This is a genomic window from Brachybacterium sp. P6-10-X1, from assembly GCF_001969445.1.
Taxonomy (GTDB): domain Bacteria; phylum Actinomycetota; class Actinomycetes; order Actinomycetales; family Dermabacteraceae; genus Brachybacterium.
In genome coordinates, this window is sequence record NZ_CP017297.1 from 3,625,021 (window position 1) to 3,641,880 (window position 16,860).

Consider the following 16,860-nt stretch of genomic DNA (forward strand, 5'->3'; position numbering starts at 1 on the left):
AGCTTGGAGCGCTCGGTGCGGCCCCGGGCCGGAGCTACCGCATCATGGCGGATTCACGCTGCTCAGCGTTGCGAGCAGAGGGCCGTTTCCAGACCCCCGTCACGATCGCGAGGCCGATGAGGAGGGCGCACAGCACGGCGCAGCCGATCCCTACTGCAAGGTTTCCCCAGGTGGCGACGGCGATGGGGAACATGGCGGTGATCAGACCGCCGCCGACGAACGGGCTCGCGAAGGGGGCGCGAAGTGCGAAACCTCGGAAGGCCCCGGTCTTGAAGTTCGGGTCTGCCGCGCGCAGGAGGACGAGGCCTACCGAGACGACTCCGGTCATGGCTCCGAAGTTCACGATGCTGTTCTCCACCCAGTCCTCGCCGAAGATGCGCGGTCCGATCCAGGAGAAGATCGCCACGCTCATCACCGCCATCACGACGAGGGTGATGGCCAGGGCCTGCCAGTTGTCCAGGAGCACCGGCAGGGACAGGGAGGCGACGGCGGAGACGACGAGGAAGTCGAGCGCCACTCCTGCGATCGAGTTCAACGTCGCTTTGTCGACGAGCTTCTGAGCGGGGGTGCGGACGATGACGAGATGGACGATGAATCCGCCGATCATGGCGAGCGGGAAGAGGGGGACGCCGGTGAGGACCATGTCGACGACGTGCTTCATGCCGTATCCGAGCAGGACGGCGATAGCGATCAGCGAGAGGTGGAAGGCCAGATTGTCGAGTGAGGCTCTCTGGAGGCGCCCGGTGGACTCGACCTGGGCCTCGTGTTCGGGAAGGATGTCGCTGGCTGCCTTCGAGGTCCCGGCCCTGTAGTTCTTGAGCTGCCCCTTGCGGGCGGCGATGTTGATCATGACCATGCCGGCGACGATGCCGAAGACGAGGCCGGCCGTCGCGGAGCCGAGCGCCACGGAGGAACCGTCGGCCCAGCCGAGTGCCGTGTAGGCCCCTTCCATCCCGGCGGCGGTGCCGTGGCCGCCCGGCCAGGAGACCTCGAAGATGGTCGAGAAGATCGGGGTGGTGCCGAACAGCGGCGTGAAGAGGAAGAACGTCAGCAGGGCGGGCACCGCGACGACGGCGAAGCTGCTGAAGTACGAGTAGAAGACGTGCGGTGCGGCTTCCCGGGCAGCCTCGTTCAGCTTCGGGAGCTGCTCGCCCATCAGCATCGGAGCGAAGACGATGGTGATGAGGACGCCGGCGATCCCCGACCAGGTCGTGTTGATGCTCTCGGGGACGAGACCGAGGGCATACGGTCCGGCCAGCAGCCCGATCAGACCGCCGAGCAGGGCGGAGGGAATGAAGAACGTGCGGAAGACGGGGACCAGCGCGCGGAGGAGAACTCCCAGCAGGAGGAGTGCGCCGAGGACCGACGCCGCGAGGAGCAGTGAACCGAGCATGTCGCCGTCGATGGCGTGAAGTTCAGGCATCGTTGCCTCCAGATGTCGATCGGGTGGCCTCAGCGGAATCGCTCAGGACTGAAAGGGGTCAGAAGGGGTGAGCTGATGCCGAGCAGCACGTCCTCGGCGATGAGTCGGGAGACGACCGGGGCGATCGCCCAGCCGTGTCCGGACCAGCCGGCGGCGACGAACAGGCGCGGTGCACAGCGACCGATGATCGGGATCTGATCGACGCTGGCGCTCTCGGCCCGCGAGGCGTCGGCGGTGATGACCTCGAGATCTGCCAGGTAGGGGAAGACGTGGCGCAGGACCTCGATGTTTCCCGCGAGTCGATCGGTGACCACCTCGGATCCACCCGCAGTCTCGCGTCCGCGCCAGCCGCCGCTGAGCATGACGTCCGTGCCGAGCATCTTGACCGAGAGCGGCCGCGTCTCATGTCCGGTGAGCATGGGGATGTGGGCCGATGTCGACGTCCGCAGCCGCGACGCGAGCGGATGGATGGTCCACAGGGGGAGCTCGCGGCCCGTGGCGTCGGCCACGAGCCGGCGAACGCCACCGTTGGCCAGGAGGATGACCTCGCGGCGAGCCCGGATCGTCTCGCCCTTGTCGGTGACCACCCCCGTGATGCCGCCGTCGTCGGCCGTGAGCACTGATGCGACACCGGTTTCGTGAATGACCTGCACCCCCAGGCGTCGGGCGGCGGCCGCGTAGGCCAACGTGGTCGCCTCGTGCGAAGCCATCCCATCGGTGGGCACGTACGACGCGCCCTGGATGTCCTCGGAGATGCCGGGGTACTCGCTCCGGACTCGATCTCGACCCCACAGCTCGGTGGGGACGCCCAGCTCCGTCTGTGCGCGGGCGTACGTCTCGGCGGCGTCGATGCCCTTGAACCCGGTGCTCGCGGGGCCCTCGATCAGATAGGTGCCTCCGGTGCGGATGTAGCCGGTCTCGCCATCGAGTTCTTCATGAAGGGTCGGCCAGATCTGGTTGGCTTCTCGTATCAGCGGCAGTTCGCGCAGGTCACGACGGTTCGCGCGAACTCCGCGCTGTCCGATCCCGCCGGAGGCGCCACCCGCCGGCTGCGCGCGCTCGAGCACCGCGACGGACTCGGCGCCCAGTCGTGCGAGGTGATAAGCGGTGGCCATGCCATACACGCCGCCGCCCACGATGACGAAGTCGAATTCCACCCTGTGCACCTTCCTTGTGGATCTCCCAGAGCGTAAGGTTTCCTTCAGTCGTCGTCAACAGTGAAGGAAGTCCTCCAGTGTCAAGATGGTCGTATGTGGCCCGTTGATGCGCCTGAGCTGACCAGGCAGGAGGAAGCGATCGCACGCTTCGCGCTGGAAGTTCCCCTGGCATTCGCGACCTCGAGCGGTGCGGCGATCGCCGCACGGACGGACACCAGCGAGGCATCGGTGGCTCGTGCCGCGAAGAAGCTCGGCTTCGAGAACGTTCGGGAGATGAAATCGTTCTGTGCGAGCCGGGTCCAGGAGACCGCGAACCTGCAGAGCGTCCTGAGCGGCCGTCTGGATGCGCTCGATACGGACGACGCGACCCGGAGCACGTCTGGTCTCACCGGGAGGGAGACGGTGACCTCGGGCCTCCGGTCCGCTGCGAAGCTCGTGCTCGCCGTCGAGCAGAGCGTGGAATGGCCGTCGGTGGAAGCTGCGGCGGCCGATATCGGCGGCGGACCGCGCGTGATCCTCTACGGACTCGGCACGGGGTACAGCCTCGCGCAGTATGCCGAGATCGAGTTCTCCCGCCTCGGTCTCGACGCCCGCGCGACGACCGGCGGAGGCCATGCGAATGCCCAGGCAGCTTTCCAGATCACGGCCGAGGACGTCGTTCTCGTCGTGGCTCCCCGCGCCATCTTCCCGGACATCGAACGCTTCCTTGCCGCGGTGCTGCGGACGACGAAACGCGTCTACGTCATCACGCAGGCGTCGCTGCCAGCACCACTGAGCAGCGCCGGAGCGTCCGCGCTCCGGCTGCCCCCGTCCGGGGGCAGCGGCGCGACGGACGCGGTCGGCACGATCGCGCTCATCGATTCCCTGGTGGCGGACATCGCTCGCCGTCACCCGCGCAGAGCGCTGGAGGCGCGGACCCGTGCCCAGGCGTATAGGGACGAGTTCTCGAGATGACGCCGGGACACGCGCCGCACGTGGCCGTCGTGGGAGCCGGGTTCGTCGGGGTCGTCATCGCGGACGCGCTGGTGGAACGAGGATGCGCCGTCACGATCATCGCGCCGACTCGCGAGCTCTCCGACGCGTCGGCCGTCACGTATGCGTGGCTCAACAGTCACCGGAAACGGCCCGAGATCTACCAGGGCCTGAACGAGCGCGGATTGCGCCACTGGCGCGAGGAGTTCGGCCCCGCTCACCCTGAGCACGTCCACTGGTGCGGACATACGGTCGTGCTCGAGGAGAGCGCGAACGTGGATGTCCTCACCGCCCGTATCGAGTATCTGGCGTCGCTGGGGTATCCGACGGAGCGGACGACGGCCGCAGACGTCGCCGCAGAGCTTCCGATCCATGTGCCGGAAGGCGCTGCCACCGCGGCCTTCCCTGCGGAGGGGCACTGTGAGCCCGGCCCGATTCGCCGTGCTCTCCTCGATGAGCTGGATCGCAGCGGACGGTGCCGATGGGAGCTCGGTGAAGCCGTCGCGGTGGACGACCATGCGGTCACGCTTCGAACCGGCCGGCGGATCGAGGCCGACCGCATCGTGGTCGCCGCTGGGAACGGCAGTACGGATCTCCTCCGGACGGCGGGATTCGATCTGCCGATGGTGGCCCAGGACGCGGGTGGGCCCGCCTGGGGATTCCTCGCGGAAGCACGAGTCGCCGGACACGGGATCCCGCACCCGGTGACGGCCGACCACGTCAACGTCAGGCCCCTCGATCCGGACCTCCTGCTGGTCCAGGCGTTGGAGCTCGATGATGCCGCGGGTCCGGACGTCGCGATCGGTCAGCCGCTGCACGAGGCCTTCGAGTCACGCGTCGTAGACCTCCTGGGCAGGAGGGACGTCGAGATCACCGCGGTGCGCGTCGGCCACCGTGTGATCCCGGCCGATGGGCTGAGCGTGGTGGGGCCTGTGGGCGGCGATCCGAGGAGCGGTTTGTGGACGGTCGTGACGCACAGCGGAATCACGCTGGCCCCGTTTCTCGCCTCGATGGTGGCGGCGGAGATCGTCGAACGCACGCAATACGCGGTCCTCGACGACTTCCGTCCACAGCGTTTCGCCCGGAAGGAGTCACCGGCGGGGGGATTCGCAGCTCCGCGACGACCTGGGGAGCAGTGACGTTCGGAACCGACCGTGCCTGAGCTGTCAGCTCACCGGAAGTCCTTCGCCCACGTCGCCGTGTGCATCGCGCTCTGCGCCCACCAGCGATGGATCGCGTCGTGGAGACGGCCGCGCACCTCCGCATAGTCAGGATCCTCGAAGCGATCGTGCTCCTCGTGCGGATCGGTCTCGAGATCGAACAGCTGGCCCTGCTCGTGGTCGCTGAACTCGACGAGCTTGTAGCGGTCATCGCGCACCATGGTCATCAGCTCGGTGTCGGTGAGGATGAAGTCGCGAGCGTGCTCGCTGAACACGTACTCGCGAGGCGCGTGGTCCGCGTCCTCGCGCGCGGCCGGCAGCAAGGAACGTGCCTCCATCCACGGCGGGGGAGTGAGGCCCGCGAGCTGCAGGATCGTGGGCCCCACGTCCATCAGGCTGACCAGCTCGTCGATCCGCCGGCCCGCAGGGAGCCGTCCCGGTGCCCACAGGATCAGCGGGACGTGCACGCTCGGCTCGTACATCGTCCACTTCTGGGAGTGTCCGTGGTCGTTCAGCGCGTCGCCGTGGTCCGAGGTGAACACGATGACCGTGTTGTCGAGGACGCCACGCTGCTCGAGCGTGTCCAGGAGGGCTCCGATCTGCTCGTCGATCAGCGTCACGTTCGCGAAGTAGTGCCGGCGCTGGCGCTGGGTCTGCTCATGGCTCGGGCCGTCGAGATGGACGATCGCGTCGTGGTCGTTGTCGAAGTGCTGCCGGCGCAGGGCGTGCAGCGGCTGCGGCTGGGCGTCGATGTCCTGGCGGGTGTTGTGCGGGGCGGGCATCTCGCGATCCCTGTATGCGTCGAGGAATCGGCTCGGCGGATCATAGGGCGGGTGCGGGCCGGGGAACCCGATCTGCAGCAGGAAGGGACTCTCGTCGATCGGGTAGCTTGCCAGCCAATGGCGGGCGAGGTTGCCCACGAAGCTGTCGGCGTGCATGTCCTCCTCCAGCTCCCACTCGAAGGCGCCCAGGCGCTCCTCGTAGTCGCCACGAGTGCGGTAGCTGACGCGTGATGGCTTCTTCAGACCGCGCACCCACAGGGCCTTGTCCCACTGGTCGAGGAAGTAGGGGAGGTTCGGGTGGTCGCGATCCTTGTTCTCCACGACGTGCCGCTCGTGGAATCCGACCGGGCTCTCGTACGGGAACGTGTGCATCTTGCCGACGCTGGCGCAGCGGTAGCCGCTGGAGGCGAGGTCCTCGACCCAGGAGTGGGACCAGCGATCGTCGTTGCGCAGGACCCCGGAGGTGTGCGGGTACAGGCCGGTGAACAGGCTCGCGCGTGAGGGTGCGCAGGAGGGAGACGCGACGTACGCGTGGGTGGCGGCGACCCCCTCATGCACCAGACGGTCGAGGTTCGGGGTGTCCACGTGGTCGTGCCCCAGAGCTCTGATCGAGTCGAAGCGCTGCTGGTCGGTGATGACCAGCACGATGTTGGGGCGGGTGTCCTTCGAGGGCATGTCAGTGTCCTTCCGGTGCGGGGACGGTCGCGCGGGATGCGTGGTCGCGGGTGTCGACGAGGTCGCTCAGGTGCGTCTCCTTCGCGAGCAGCACGCAGATCGCGCTGATCAGGCAGATGCCGATGAGGTAGAGGGCGGGCGGCCAGAAGGAGAAGCCGAAGGCCGCGGCGAGGGAGAGCGCGATGGCCGGCGTGGGAGCGCCGCCGAGGAGGGCCGAGCCCTGATAGACGATGCCGAGGCCGGTGTAGCGGGTATGGGTATCGAACATCTCGGCGAAGAAGGCGCCCTGGATCCCGAACATGCACCCGGTGCCGACGGCGACCATGAGCACGATGGCGAGCCAGACCAGCACGGTGTTCTGTGTGGACAGGATCGGGAAGTAGAGCAGGCCGCCGAGTCCGCAGAAGATGACGCCGAAGAGATAGACGGGACGGCGGCCGATCCGGTCCGAGACCAGGCCGATCAGCGGAAGCAAGGCGAACTCGACGGCCGCGGCGATCACGAATCCCGTGAGGATCAGCTGCTTGTCGAGCCCCAGATGGACGGTCGCGAAGGAGATGGCGAAGACGTTGATGACGTTGAACGTGACGGCGTCGGCCATGCGCGCGCCGATTCCCAGCAGCAGGTTCTTCCAGCCGAAGCGCAGGAGGTTGACGAGGGGAACGCGGGCGACTTTGCTCGTGGCTTCGAAGGCGCTGGTCTCCGGGACACGGGAGCGCATGATCAGGGCGATCACCACGAAGAGTCCGGAGAGCAGGAAGGGGATGCGCCATCCCCAGCTGTGGAGCTGCGCGTCCGGGAGCAGGGTGACCAGGGCGATCATGCCGCTGGAGACGAGCAGGCCCGCCGGCGTGCCCATCTGGTGGAAGCTCCCCATGTAGCCCCGTCGCCCGGTCGGAGCCGATTCGAGGGCGAGGAGCGTCCCGCCGCCGAACTCGCCACCGATCCCGATCCCCTGCAGGAGGCGGAGGGTGATGAGCAGCCCTGCCGCCCACGGGCCGATCGACTCGTGGGTGGGCAGGAGGCCGATCACGGCGGTGGCACCGCCGATGAGGATCACGGTGATCAGCAGCATCGGTTTGCGTCCGATGCGGTCGCCGAAGTGCCCGAACAGGAGGGCGCCGAGGGGTCTGGTGAAGAAGCCGGCGGCGAAGGCGCCGAAGGATTCGATCGTCGAGACCGTGGGGTCGTCACCTGGGAAGAACAGGACGGGGAAGATCAGGCCCGCCGCGGTGCCGAAGAGGTAGAAGTCGTACCACTCGATGAACGATCCCGAGAAGGCCGCTCGGACAGCTTGCCAGGGGTTATGTGTCTCGTGCTGCCGCGTGTCGCTCATCCGTCCTCCATGGTCGCCGGTGATCAGTCGCTCGATAGAGCGGTTGGAGTGCTCTTGAGAGCCCGGAGAATCTAGCAAGGGTCGCGAAGGCGCACAAGAGTGTCGAGGACGCACTTTCGAGCGGTACGGTGCACCCATGGACCGCCGTCAGAAGCCAGCAGATCCAGAACTCGTGCTCCGTGTCGCCAGGGCGCACTACGTCGCAGATCGCTCCTTGGTGCAGATCTCCGAGGACGAAGGGATCAGCCGGTTCCAGGTGGCTCGCCTGGTGAAGTTCGCGCGCGACAGCGGCATCGTCGAAGTCCGGGTGCACGATGAGGCCGACGAGAACCATGAGCTCGCCGAACAGCTCACGGCGGTGCTCGGGGTCACGCGATGCATCGTGGTGGGCCGGTCGCGCGCGCTCGGGATGATGCCCACCTTGGACTCCGTGGCGAGCGCCGTCGCCCGCGAGCTCGCGCGCGTCGTGCGACCGGGGCAGCGGCTCGGACTCACCTGGAGCAGGGTCATCGAGAAGCTCCCGGAGCACGTCAAGGATCTGGCGCCGGGGGAGGTGGTCCAGCTCGCCGGCGCTCTGTCCTTCGACGGTGATCGGCTCGGATCGGTGGAGGTGATCCGTCAGGTGGCGCGCGCGTCCGGCGGCACGGCGTACCCGTTCTATGCGCCCCTATGGGTGGGGGACGCGCGCACGGCGGCGTCCCTCAGCGCTCAACCGGAGATCGCCCGCTGCCTCGAGCTGATCGCGGATCTCGACGTCGCCGTGGTCTCGGTGGGGCACTGGGGTGAGCGGGGCTCGGCGGTGTACCCGCTGCTGCCGCGCGAGCTCGCAGAGCAGGTGCGGGACGAGGGGTGCATCGGCGAGGTGAGCGGCCGTCTCCTTGATCGTCACGGCGCATCGATCGACTCCCGTCTGGACGATCAGATCATCGGCATCACCGCCGAGCAGCTCCGTGCTGTTCCCGAGCGCATCGCGACGACCTACGGCGAATACCGCGCCGAGGCGACCATCGCAGCGGTCCGGGCGGGATTCATCAGTACCCTGGTGCTGGACGAGCCGCAGGCCGCGAGGATCTTGGCGATGCTTGAGGAGGCCGGCTGACGCGTACCCGCCAGCGCTCGCCCGGCGCGGCGTACGACGGAGCCTGTCGCCGTGGCGGGCCTGCCACCGGGGAGCGCGTCGCTGACGGCGGTGATGGGTGGGCTGCGCCCCCGGAGTGGTGAGTCCTGCCGATCACGCGCCGTCCCCGCTCAACGCCGCGGCCGGCAGCCAGTCCGCCCCGAGCAGCTGGGCGACGTCGGTGAGCCCCTCGGTGTCGCCGCCCACGGTGTCGGACGCTGCGGCGATCCGCTCCACCATCACCTTGGAGACCTGTTCCTCGACGGTGCCCTGGGCGTAGGCGATGTGCCAGGGCGAGACCTGCTGGTCGCGGTGGGTGCGACCGGTGGCCTGGCGACCCGCGATGCCCGAGAAGCGGGCCTGGTGGAAGACGCCGACACGAGGCTCGGTGCTCGCCTGGCGGCCGTCTGCGAGGGTCTCGCCGGCGTGCAGGCTGATCGAGGCGACCGTGGTGAACACGCAGACCTTCGCCTGCCCGGTCTGGAACCGGAGCCGTTCGGCCTCGACGTCGAAGCGGCCCTGCCCATAGATCGTGGCGACCTCGAGGCCGGCCTCGCGCAGCCGCTCGGTGATCGGGTCGGCGGCGGTGCCGACGAACTCGACCGAGCACGCGACCTGTCGCTCGGCCTCGACCTGCTGGGCGATCCAGGCGACCGTGGAATCCACACGGATCAGTCCGGCCTTCTGCCTAAAGCGCAGCAGCGCCGCCCGGCCCTTGGCGGTGTTGCGGCCGCGCCGGGCGATGTCCATCTCGCGGCAGAACTCTCCCCATTCGGCCTCGTAGGCGGCCCGCTCGGCCGGCGTGAGAGTCACCGGCATCCCGGAGATCGGCACCGGCCCCCACGGTGCCGCGCGGTGCAGCATGGCGGTGGGCTGGGCGTCCTCGAGCCAGCCGCGCACCCGCGCGAGATCCTCCGCCCGACGGGTGGCGTCGGCGGTCCAGGTCGCGCCGTAGCGTCCGCGCTCGAGGCCGACGCCGTGGCGTTCGAGCGCGGTGGCGAAGTCGGCGCCGGGCTGCTTCGTGGAGGTCCACTCCGTCATCGGCTCGTCGTGGACCTGCGCGTAGGCCGGGGCGAGGTAGGGCAGCTCGAGCGGGGTGTGGCCGGGGGTCGCGGTGGTCGCGATGACGAACGGCGCTGTCGAGTGCGGTGTCCCGTGCCCCGAGATCCGGGCCCAGAGCTTCCACCGCTTCGTCGTGGTGCGGCGCAGCGCGTGGGCCTCGTCCGCGACGATCACGTCCCACGTGTGGCCGGCGACCTTCTCCAGCCGGTCCCAGGTGATCACGACCCATTCCAGGCCGCCGTCGCCCAGGGCGGTGATGGTGCGGCACCAGTGCCCGATGGTGATCGCGGCGGGCCGGTCCGCGACGACGAGCACGCGCTGCGCACCGCGCAGGTCGCCCACCGCGGTGGCGCCGAGCACGGCGGAGATCGTCTTGCCGACGCCGGGCTCGTCGGCCAGCAAGAACTGCCGTCCGCCGGCTGCGGCGCGCTCGGCGATCGCGTCGGCCGCCTCGTACTGGTTCTGGCGGGGCTCGAGATCGTCGGCCGGCGCGGGGCCGGCCGTCGGAGCGTCGGGGTTGAGGGTGTTCTCGAGGAATCGCCCGAGGGTGTGCGGGCCGGGCGCGTAGGGCGCGAGATGCGCGGGCAGCTCGCGGCCGACGTGCAGGTGCATCCGCACCGCCGGGTGCCAGGCGGCGCCGTCGACCTGGGTCCCGTAGGGGACGTCGAGCACCCACAGCCGCTCGCCCGGGCCGACGAACGGCAGCGGCCGCTGCGACTGCCCCGATCCCTTCCGGCGCGGGGACCGGCGGCGTCGGCGGGTGCTGGATCGGCGAGTGGTGGCCACTCCGCGAGGCTACCGGGGTCTCGTCCCCGGGCAGGGATGGCTCGCTCATGGCCGCCGATGTCGAGCGCACCGAGGTGATGAGAGGGCCGGAACAGGGTCCCCGTCGACCAGGGTGCGCGGGACTCCGGGACCGCGAGGGACGCTACGACGCCGGCAGCTCGTCTCCGACGTCCGGGTAGGAGTGCTGCGCTCCGTGCCGTGTCACGGCGAACGCGCCCACGCGCACGGCGCGGCGGCACGCGTGCCGGAGGCGCTCGCCGCGGGCGAGACCCAGAGCAAGCGCGCCGACGAACGCATCGCCGGCGCCGGTGGTGTCCACGGCCACGACGGACGGTGAGGAGACGTCGATGGTAGCCGCCTCGTCGCTTACGATCGCTCCTTGTGCGCCGCGGGTCATGACGACCGAGGAGACCCCGGCCCGGCGCAGCTGCTGCACCGTCGTCGCATCGTCGTCCGGTGCCTCGGCGCCTGTCAGAGCGGCCAGGGCGAGACGCCCCTCCGATTCGTTGACGACCAGCGGATCCGCCGTGGCGAGCGTGCGCTCGTCGACGTCGATCACCGGGGCGAGGTTCAGCAGGAACCGGGTGCCGGACTCGGCACAGAACCGTGCCAGCTGGTCCACGGCCGGCGCGGGGATCTCCCCCTGGGAGACGACCAGGTCGCTCGCGGCCACCTCGCCGCGCAGGTCCTCCAGGTGCTCCGGCGACCAGGTGCCGTTCGCCCCGGCGAGGATCACGATGCTGTTCTCGCCCGCCTCGTCGACCGTGACGACCGCCAGTCCGGTCTCGACGTCCGGCACCTCCGTGGTGGCCGACAAGTCCGCTCCTGCCTGCCGCAGCAGGTCCAGCGCGAGATCCGCGTCGGGCCCGGTGCCGGTGCGGCCGGCGAAACGGACGTCGCCGCCCAGCCGGGCCGCGGCGCAGGCCTGGTTGGCCCCCTTGCCGCCGGGGGAGCGGCGCGAGCCGGTGCCCAGAAGGGTCTCGCCCGGTTCCGGATGGCGCGGCACGGCAAGGACGAGATCGACGTTCACGGAGCCGACGACGAGGATCCGCCCCTCGCCCGTGCCGTTCTGCGGGGTCGTCATCGGGTTCCTCCGAGGTACCGCTGCGGGTTGGTGGTGATGAGCTGGTCGGCCCGGGTGCGGTCCACGCCCCGCGCCACCAGCAGCTCGAGGAAGGCGGTCGGCACGAGCACGAATCCGCTGCCGCCCAGGCTGCTCCACATCTGCTTGAGGAACAGGTCGTGGCTGAGCAGGATCTGATCGCCGTACCCGAGCTCGACCAGGTGGGCCACGGCATCGGCGGTGTCGCCGATCGCGGGGGAGGCCCCTTCGCCCGGGAAGGAGATGTCCAGCCCGATCATGTCGAACTCGAGCCAGACGCCGCGATCCAGGAGCCGACGCTGGTAGTCGACGTCGGCCCCGGACGGATCGCTGTGGGCGAGGGAGATCCGCGAGGGATCCGCGCCCATCTCGGTCACGGCGATGTCGAGCACCTCGTCGCCGCGGCGCTGCCAGCCGGGCATGTGGATGTTCATCGCGACGTCGGGATTGTCGTGCTGGGCGAGGGCGGCGGCGCGCAGTCCGGCGCGCTCGCCGGCGGTGAAGTCCGGTGAGACGCCGACCTCCCCGATCATGCCGGCGCGCACGCGATCCTCGCCGACGCCCTCCCGGAGCTCGCCCACGATGTGCTGCGCGAGTTCGTCCACGCCGGAGGTCGTGAGGCGCTCTCCCTCGAACTTCTCCAGATAGGGGCCGGTCGACATGATCACGTGCAGGCCCGTCTGGCGGGAGAGATGGACGAGATCCTGCGGAGACCGCCCGATCGCCGCGGATCCGGTGGCGTCGACGATCGTTCCTCCGCCGACGTCCTGGAACGCCGTGGCCTCGGCGCGCACCCCGGCGACGTCCTTCGGGGCGACGTTGTCGGGGCTGCAGTACGGATCCTGCTTGAGCGCCCATTGCACAGAGGGGTCGACGGGGCGGTCGGGCAGGATGCGGCTGAACGGATAGGTCGGCTCGACCAGGCACCCGCGCAGGTCGTTGAACAGATGCTCGTGCGGGAGGACGACGCCGAGCTCGGACGCCTCCACGGCGCCCGTCACGGTCTGCACCGTCGGTTCCGGCGTGGTCATGAGCTCACCTCCTTCGAGCTCGGTTCGATCCCGTCGTGCGCGGTCAGCTGCCGTGCGCTGCTCTGGTCCCGCACACGCTTCGAGGGGATCATCGCGATCGCCGAGGCGCACAGCGCCACCAGAGCGCCGAGGACCGTCACGACATGGACGACGCCCATCCCGGGCAGCAGCGAGTCGATGAGGATCGACCCGACGAGCTGACCGGCGGTGGAGGACAGGGCGAGGAGCAGCAGCCCCAGGCGCCGGACCAGGATCGCCATCAGGCCGATCGAGGCGAGGCCGAGCGGTCCGCCGAGGTACATCCACCAGGTGTCGGGGAGCGCGAAGCTGGCATGTCCCGTCCCCATCCGAACGACGAAGGCGATGGTCAGGAACAGGAACCCGATGAGGAAGTTCCAGGTGATCGAGACCAGCATCGACCCGGCGAGCTTGCCGATGTTCGAGTTGCCGGCGGGCTGCCAGCCGGCGAGCAGACCGCCCGCGAACGGCAGGACGATCAGCGCGAGCGCGTGCGGGGTCTCGAAGTTGGGGGAGACGACCAGGACGGTCGCGACGACGGCGAGCACCGCACCGATGAGCCGGAACACGCTCAGCGCCTGCTTGAAGGGGATCCCGATGCCGAGGCGATCGCACACCACGCCGGAGATGACCATGCCGGAGATCAGGGCGGTCTGGAAGGTCGCGACCCCCAGGGCGCCGACGGAGATGCCCTCCGACAGGACGATCATCGCGCCGCACAGGCCGGCGAAGAAGTTCGGCCAGGGGATGGAGCCGCGGCGGAGCTGCCCGGGCAGGGCCAGGAATGCCCGGCGCGTCGAGGCGCGGGGCAGGATGATCACGAGCATCAGCAGCAGGCCGCTGCCGAAGGAGACGATCGATGCGAGGTGGCCGTCGCCGAGGTCGGCGCCGAGCCGTCCGTTGACGGCGGACTGCATCGGGCCGAGGGTGCCGGCGAGCACGGTGAACAGCACGAACAGGCCGACGGACGCGGTCTTCGCCACCGGCGGTCGTTCATGGACGACGTTGTCCTGAAGTGTGGTCATGTCATGCCACCTCGTCCGGATCGTCTGCGGCCAGCCAGGTCATGGCTTGGCCGAACAGCCTCGCATAGCCGTCCCACTCCATGAACTCCTGCGGGGCCCAGTGCGGCGAGACGTCGGAGGCGAAGGCGAGGGTACGCCCGGCGCCGACGGACCGGACGGCGAGCAGCGGGTGACCGTCGATCTCCGCGAGGACGGTCGCGTCCGGCTTGGCGACGAGCTCCTGGTACCCGAGCAGGATCGGCCAGGTCTCGTCGAGCCCGGAGACGACGGGATGGTCGGGGCCGGTGAGCCGGCCCTGGACGCCCTGCGGGGACTCCACCCGGTCGTCCCAGCGGTGGATGTCCACCGGCAGGATCTCCTCGACGGCGGTGCCGGCGTAGTGTGCCTTGGCGCCGAAGCCCTGGAAGGAGAGGTAGCCACCGGCCATCATGAGCCCGCCGCCGTCATGGACCCAGTCCCGCAGCAGGTGCAGCCGATTGGGGGCGGGCCTGCCGGCGTCGAAGACCTGGGGCGGGAGCAGCAGAGTGTTGGCGCCGATGTCCGAGAGCAGGACGACGTCGTAGACATCGAGCTCCTCACGGGTGAGCGGGAAGAACTCGGCCACGTCGTGCGAGCGCAGATGCGTGACGTCGTGGCCTCCCCCTCGCAGGTCCTCGAGAAGCTGTGCGCACCCGATCTCCACCTGGGTGTGGGGGAAGGGATCGTAGCCCTTGTGGTCGATCGTCGCGCTGACCCACGACTCTCCTGCCAACAGCACCTTCGCCATGTGTGGTCCTCCTCGATCTCGTGATGCCGAGCTTTGCGCAACGGTTGCGCAATGCGTATGGTCGTCGACCTTAGGCCCGGGGCGCGCTGAAGGCAAGCCGTTCCCGCGTACGCTGTCGACGCACTGCCACTGGAAGGGGCCCCATGTCGATCTCCGCCGTCGCCCGGGAAGCGGGCGTCTCGACGTCGACGGTCTCCCGCTTCGTGAAGGGGGAGCTCCGGCTGAGCGGGGAGACCGAGGCGCGCATCCGCGAGGCCATGACGGCCACGGGGTTCTCGATCCCGCGCCGCAGGGTGCAGCACCTGGCGCTGGTCATCCCCGAGCTGTCGAACCCGTACTTCGCGCAGCTGACGCAGGCCGTCACGGATGCCGCGCACCATCGTGACCTGGAGGTCTCCGTCCTGGTCTCCGACGGGCTCGAGGCCCGCGAGCGCAAGATCGTCTCCCAGTGCGCCCGCGGCGGCGGGCTGGGGGCCGAGGCCCTCGTGTTCGTCTCGATGACCGGGAGCGGGGCGCTGCTGGCCGACGTCCCCGACGACTTCCCGTTCGTGACCGTGGACGAACGACTGGACGGAGAGCTCGCCGAGCACCGCTCGTTCGTCGGGGCCGACAACTTCGAAGGCGCCTATCAGGCGACGACCTTCCTGCTCAGCCGGGGACACCGGCGCATCGCGCATGTCGCCGGCCCGGGGCGCCTCGGCTCGGCGCGCGATCGGCTGCGCGGATACCTGCGTGCGGTCCGTGACGCCGGGCTCGAGGTCGACCCGCAGCTGGTGCTCGAGGGGACGTACTCGGAGCCCTTCGGCGCCCATGCCCTCTCCCGGATCCTCCGCCTCGAGGATCGGCCCACCGCCGTCTTCGCGGCCAGCGATGTCGTCGCGGTCGGGATGGCTGCGGCCGCGCCGATGCACGGCATCCGCATACCGGAGGACCTCTCGCTGGTCGGCTTCGACGGCATCGAGCAGAGCTCCTGGGTCACCCCGCGCCTCAGCACGGTCGTCCAGCCCCTCGGGGAGCTCGCGCGCCATGCGCTGGATCTCCTCGATGCCGCCCACGACCGCGCAGAGCCGGCAGCGCATGTCCTGCCGATGGAGCTGAGGATCGCGGAATCGGTCGCCGGGCCGCCGTCGTCAGCGACCTGAGAGCAGCACCCGTTCGAACAGGTCCGCGGCCTTCGTGAGCTGGGCGAGTTCGAGTCGCTCGTCGACGGAGTGCATCTGCCTCGGAGCTCCCGGCCCCCAGACGACGATCGGCACGTCCGGGCGGAACCCTTGCAGCACGGAGCCGTCGGTGAAGTAGGTGACCGGTGCAGGATCGAGGGGCGCGGGCAGCGAGCGGACGAAGGGATCCACGAGATCCGTGCGCAGCGCCGCGAGATCGAGGATCGTCTCGACCTCGTCGATGCCGTCGATCCGCCGCCAATGCTCGAGCAGGGGAGCCGAATCGGCGACGGTTCGCTGATCCAGGGTCGCTGTTGCTGCGGCGGGAACGATGTTCGTGGCGTCGCCGCCGTGGAACGTGCCGATCGAGGCGGTCTCCGTGCCGAGCACCTCGTCGTGGCGCAGGGGCGCGGTCTCCAGCGCGGGGCCCAGTGCTGCGGCGAGTCGGAGCACGGCGTTGAGACCGCGCTCCGGGGCGGAACCGTGCGCCGCCCGGCCTCGGGCGATCAGCCGGAGCCAGCATGCTCCGCGGTGGCTGCATCGCACGCTCAGGTTCGTCGCCTCCGGGATGATGATTCCGGTCAGATCGAGGGTCGCGATCACGTCGCCGGTGCGCTGGGCGCCGAGCGATCCGATCTCCTCATCGGCGGTGAGGAGCAGGTGCCCGCCGGCGCCGTGGGTCGCTGCTCCGATCAGCGCGACGGTTGCTGCGGCGAGCCCGCCCTTCATGTCCACGGAGCCCCGCCCGTGCAGGTGGACATCGTCGTGCTCCCCGCCGAGCGGGTCCCGTGACCACTGCTGCGCATCGCCCACCGGAACGGTGTCCGTATGGCAGGCGAACAGGGGCGCAGGGACGTCCGGGCCGACGGAGATCAGGGTCCACGGGCGGTCCTCGCCGCCGGTGCTGATCCGAGCCGCGGGCACCTGGTCGCGGATCAGGCCGGCGGTATGCTGCTGGACGGCTCGCATCCCGTCGCTGTCGTTCGACGGGCTGGGGAGGCGGATCAGATCCGATGTGAGGGCGACGGGGTCGATCAATGGTGCCTCCCGGGGTGAGGGATGGAGGGCTCTGCGGTGCGGCGTGGGGACCGTCGCACGGAGCGAGCGTACCGCTGTGCCGGGGCGTCGTTCCGGGTGAACACTGGCCGGGGCTCGAGGTCGAGCTGGGGGCGGCAGGGGCCCCGCTCATCGTGGCAGCGACCAGGTCGCGTGGACGACCTCGACCATGCGGCGCCTGCGAGAGCGAGGGCCGGCATCATGCGCTCGGCACCCCGGTAGATTCCGCCGT

General features: G+C 69.7%; 14 protein-coding genes. 4 read left to right on the forward strand and 10 right to left on the reverse strand.

The features are described from left to right. Positions 1 to 34 precede the first annotated feature (34 nt). Both BH708_RS16230 and BH708_RS16235 read right to left on the reverse strand, forming a co-directional pair. The gene (locus tag BH708_RS16230; protein ID WP_076810059.1) at positions 35 to 1,423 is read right to left on the reverse strand and encodes a sodium/glutamate symporter; all 1,389 of its coding nucleotides are present in this window, start codon (positions 1,421 to 1,423) and stop codon (positions 35 to 37) included. Between the two features lie 29 nt (positions 1,424 to 1,452). Then, complete coding sequence (locus BH708_RS16235; RefSeq protein ID WP_076810060.1) at positions 1,453 to 2,580, reverse strand: FAD-binding oxidoreductase; 1,128 nt, start codon at positions 2,578 to 2,580, stop codon at positions 1,453 to 1,455. Positions 2,581 to 2,673: 93 nt separating this feature from the next. Between BH708_RS16235 and BH708_RS16240 the strand changes: the two genes are divergently transcribed. Both BH708_RS16240 and BH708_RS16245 read left to right on the forward strand, forming a co-directional pair. Beyond that, entirely contained in the window at positions 2,674 to 3,534 is an 861-nt protein-coding gene (locus BH708_RS16240) for a MurR/RpiR family transcriptional regulator (RefSeq protein WP_076810061.1), read from the forward strand. After that, a complete protein-coding gene (locus BH708_RS16245) occupies positions 3,531 to 4,691 on the forward strand; it encodes an FAD-binding oxidoreductase (RefSeq protein ID WP_076810062.1) in 1,161 nt (386 codons plus the stop codon). Before BH708_RS16240 ends, BH708_RS16245 begins: the two co-directional genes overlap by 4 nt. Before the next feature lie 32 nt (positions 4,692 to 4,723). Here the strand turns inward: BH708_RS16245 and BH708_RS16250 are convergent, their stop codons facing one another. Beyond that, a complete protein-coding gene (locus tag BH708_RS16250; protein WP_076810063.1) occupies positions 4,724 to 6,169 on the reverse strand; it encodes a sulfatase in 1,446 nt (481 codons plus the stop codon). A 1-nt stretch (position 6,170) separates the two neighbouring features. Further along, entirely contained in the window at positions 6,171 to 7,505 is a 1,335-nt protein-coding gene (locus BH708_RS16255) for an MFS transporter (RefSeq protein ID WP_076810064.1), read from the reverse strand. 136 nt (positions 7,506 to 7,641) lie between these two features. Here BH708_RS16255 and BH708_RS16260 point away from each other — a divergent pair, with 136 nt between their 5' ends. Beyond that, positions 7,642 to 8,604: a sugar-binding transcriptional regulator gene (locus BH708_RS16260; protein WP_083713699.1), complete on the forward strand. Its 963-nt coding sequence runs from the start codon at positions 7,642 to 7,644 to the stop codon at positions 8,602 to 8,604. A 132-nt stretch (positions 8,605 to 8,736) separates the two neighbouring features. On the opposite strand, the gene BH708_RS16265 is transcribed toward BH708_RS16260, so the two are convergent. The 5 genes from BH708_RS16265 to BH708_RS16285 all read right to left on the reverse strand — a co-directional run bounded on the left by BH708_RS16265 (position 8,737) and on the right by BH708_RS16285 (position 14,412). After that, positions 8,737 to 10,470, reverse strand: coding sequence for a helicase (locus BH708_RS16265; RefSeq protein WP_076810066.1), 1,734 nt, complete (start codon positions 10,468 to 10,470; stop codon positions 8,737 to 8,739). Positions 10,471 to 10,612: 142 nt separating this feature from the next. Further along, positions 10,613 to 11,554 carry a ribokinase gene (locus tag BH708_RS16270; protein WP_076810067.1) on the reverse strand — a complete coding sequence of 314 codons (942 nt, stop codon included), beginning with the start codon at positions 11,552 to 11,554 and terminating at the stop codon, positions 10,613 to 10,615. Next, a complete protein-coding gene (locus BH708_RS16275) occupies positions 11,551 to 12,603 on the reverse strand; it encodes a phosphotriesterase (protein ID WP_076810068.1) in 1,053 nt (350 codons plus the stop codon). Before BH708_RS16275 ends, BH708_RS16270 begins: the two co-directional genes overlap by 4 nt. Beyond that, positions 12,600 to 13,646, reverse strand: coding sequence for a DMT family transporter (locus BH708_RS16280; RefSeq protein WP_076810069.1), 1,047 nt, complete (start codon positions 13,644 to 13,646; stop codon positions 12,600 to 12,602). The genes BH708_RS16275 and BH708_RS16280 overlap by 4 nt, the downstream gene beginning before the upstream one ends. A 1-nt stretch (position 13,647) precedes the next feature. Next, positions 13,648 to 14,412 (reverse strand): glutamine amidotransferase, encoded by a 765-nt coding sequence (locus BH708_RS16285; RefSeq protein ID WP_076810070.1) that lies wholly within the window; start codon positions 14,410 to 14,412, stop codon positions 13,648 to 13,650. Positions 14,413 to 14,555: 143 nt separating this feature from the next. On the opposite strand from BH708_RS16285, the gene BH708_RS16290 reads away from it, so the two are divergent. Further along, entirely contained in the window at positions 14,556 to 15,554 is a 999-nt protein-coding gene (locus tag BH708_RS16290; protein ID WP_076810071.1) for a LacI family DNA-binding transcriptional regulator, read from the forward strand. Here BH708_RS16290 and BH708_RS16295 read toward each other — a convergent pair. After that, entirely contained in the window at positions 15,543 to 16,541 is a 999-nt protein-coding gene (locus tag BH708_RS16295; RefSeq protein WP_157236004.1) for a M20/M25/M40 family metallo-hydrolase, read from the reverse strand. The two genes, BH708_RS16290 and BH708_RS16295, sit on opposite strands and share 12 nt — an antisense overlap. Positions 16,542 to 16,860: the final 319 nt, after the last annotated feature.